The following is a 2,852-nucleotide window of genomic DNA, read 5'->3' as shown; positions in this document are numbered from 1 at the left end:
TTTTAATACTTTAAGGATTAATAATATTTTAACGGGTTATGCACAAATAATTTCGTCTCCTATTAATTGGACAGAGGGATATACAGCGGATTTACTGGATTTAAAAGGGCTTGCTATAAGAATGTATCCAGTTGAATTTAATAATTACTACTGGAATAACAATGATTTTCCAACAGTTGATGAGGTTCGTTTAAATGAGATCCAATTGATCTTCAAAAAGTTAGTTGGAAACGAGTATAAGCAAATTAATTTGGCATGTTCTAGATTAGAAAACAGTTTTTATCGTAAAGATGAAGGTGATAAGATTATTGATATCGTTATCGGTTTAGAGTCATTATTAAGTGATAATACAAGTGGTGACATAACTTATAAATTATCATTAAGAGCAGCGTATCTATTACAGTTTTCTTCTTTAGGAGATTCAAAATTAGATATTTTTAATAATATGAAAGCAATTTATTCATATAGATCTGCAATTGTTCATGGTCAGAACCAAAATAAGTTAGCCAAAAAAAGATATATTGAAAATGTAGAAGGCAATAAAAAATTAGTTTTAGAAGTTGCCGAAAACTATTTAAAAGAATGTATTAAAGTATTAATACATAAACCTGAATTTTTAGATGCTACAGTTATTGATAAGAAATTAATACTTGTTTAAAAGCCCAATACCAGCGTAGCTACGATTAGGGGGAAAGTAATTTATTTTGTAGCAAAATCGAACGTTTATGTTACATGAAGGGCTTAAGAATAATAAAATCTATAACTCTTAAACCTGTTGTACCAAGCTACTTTGCCCTGATTACAAGAACGCTGGTGCTGGTCCTATTGGTATTCAAACTGACAGTGGGTTATACATTCAACTTATAATTATCATATATTAACTTTGTTTCTATAACCTGCTTCAATCTCATCTCCAATATCGCACTTTAATGTCCAATCGTTTTTGAGGAGAGTTCTTTTATACCCACATTTAGGACATTTATATTTATATCTACCCCTTAAACTACTTCGTTTCTTTTAGGGAAGGGCAAACCCATAGCTTCTACCGTTAAAATCCATTCTCCACGTTGTTTCCCTTCTGGCTTGTAGTATTTAATTTTCCCACCTTTAATTAATTCATCTACTAATTTTTTATCTTTACCTCTCTTCAATTTCATCCATAGTGCTTCTTGTGTAATCCCCCAACGATCACATGCTTCTCTCGGTGTCATAATCTCCTCTAACATAAATAATATAATAGCAGCCCCTTTTTATTACTTATAACTAATAAACAAGAATCCAAGTAAAAAAGAGTCCTATTAATTTAGGACTCTCACACTAATTTCAAAATCATAGCATATTATGGAGTAATTTTATTTTTTTCGGCGATTATTTTTTCTTGATTTCTTTTGTATGTTTTTACTTCTCTTTTTCTTTTTAAATATATCTTTATCTTTGTCTTTTTCTAGAGAATCTTTTACTTTATTAGCTTTAATAGACGAACCAGGAAAATATTCATCAAATGTCCGTACTGAACTACCTTCAATAACACATATGACTTTTCTCGTTTGATATATTAATTCTCCTATTGCTAGACACGATCTAAACAATTGTAAACATCCATAAGTAAATTCAGTTAGATAGATACTTTCTAAAGTTTCCTTATCCATCTTTCCTGAAGGGGCATATACTATTTTTTGTGTATTTACATCATATTTATAACTACGATGTCCAATTGCATTTCTTAATCTACTGTCCACTTTTGACATAAATAAATATTTAAATGCATCTAATGCGTCTATGAACTCTAATTTTTTACCTTTTTTCTGCATTTTACTGTAATCTTCTAAGGTTTTAATTGGCTTATTTATATTAGGATCCATCAGTTTAAAGTCCGAACGAACTATTAGATTTTCAAATGCAACAATTAAATCAAAAATATCACCCAAATCTTCAAATGTATCAATATAAAAGTCTTTGATATCCTCAAAATCAACAGTTGTTAATCCCATTTCCTGCATTACCTTTGCTTTATTATCTTCATCTTTATAGTACTCTAGACCTATTACGGGAATTAACATTGGAAATTTTTCAACGAATTTATTTGTTATTATAAATATTTTTTCTTCAAAATCATTTAATTGATTTTGAAAATGTAAAGCTAAATCAATTAATTGTTGGTGGCTTTGTTCTTGATCTTGTATCTTCTTTAACTGACTAAAAATAAATTCCGTACTTTTGAAAAATGTTACCTTCGAAATAGGGCCTGTAAAATTTATGTTTACGGCATGAACAGCTCTTAGTAATTCCCATTGATTATCAGCAGGATATACCGTTTTATTAAGTATTTTATGCAGTTCATCACGTAAATACTTATCGTTTTGACTAAGCCAAAGCTCATTAATACGTTTAACTGTTGGCCATTTATGATTAATAGACATTAAGAATCCTATAATGGTACTTTTAAAATCACCTACAGTATTTATACCCATTTTGGAAACTCCGTCTTTAATAAAAGGCGACATGAGATTTTCTACTGAATTGGTGTACTTTCTAATTTTTTTTGTAAGCAATTCACCTGAAACATCAATAATAAAATCTGGGTTTACGTTACCTGTATATCTTGTTACATTTTTTAAATCAATATGAAATCCACCGTTATGAGGATTCATAGATACATTTCCGAATATCGATGTATAACACTCATTACACTTGATTCTAACAGGATAGTTTTCTAACCATCCTAATTGAACTCTTATTTTTGTAATTTTCCCACATACGTCACATTGAAAATCATTTGTTACTATCACGTTAAAACGCTCCCTTTTTCCAATTATTAGCGTGCCTATTATGTATTTTACTCTATAATACAT

Annotated in this window: 2 protein-coding genes and 1 pseudogene; 1 reads left to right on the top strand and 2 read right to left on the bottom strand. The window is 29.3% G+C overall.

Annotated features, from left to right (window positions below):
* Nucleotides 1-658 (top strand): annotated as a pseudogene (locus tag AB3X48_RS20580) (hypothetical protein); the annotation flags it as partial.
* A 340-nt stretch (nucleotides 659-998) separates the two neighbouring features.
* Here the strand turns inward: AB3X48_RS20580 and AB3X48_RS20575 are convergent.
* Together AB3X48_RS20575 and AB3X48_RS20570 are read right to left on the bottom strand one after the other, a co-directional pair.
* On the bottom strand, nucleotides 999-1,235 hold the full coding sequence (locus AB3X48_RS20575) for a helix-turn-helix domain-containing protein (protein ID WP_367959880.1): 237 nt from the start codon (nucleotides 1,233-1,235) through the stop codon (nucleotides 999-1,001).
* A gap of 117 nt (nucleotides 1,236-1,352) precedes the next feature.
* Nucleotides 1,353-2,852: hypothetical protein (locus AB3X48_RS20570; RefSeq protein ID WP_367959878.1), on the bottom strand; the 1,500-nt coding region annotated here is incomplete at its 5' end.

This window comes from Bacillus sp. S4 (genome assembly GCF_040838205.1).
Taxonomy (GTDB): Bacteria; Bacillota; Bacilli; order Bacillales; family Bacillaceae_G; genus Bacillus_A; species Bacillus_A cereus_U.
Note: the sequence above shows the minus strand (reverse complement) of the source record. Positions and strands in the feature narration are given on the sequence as shown.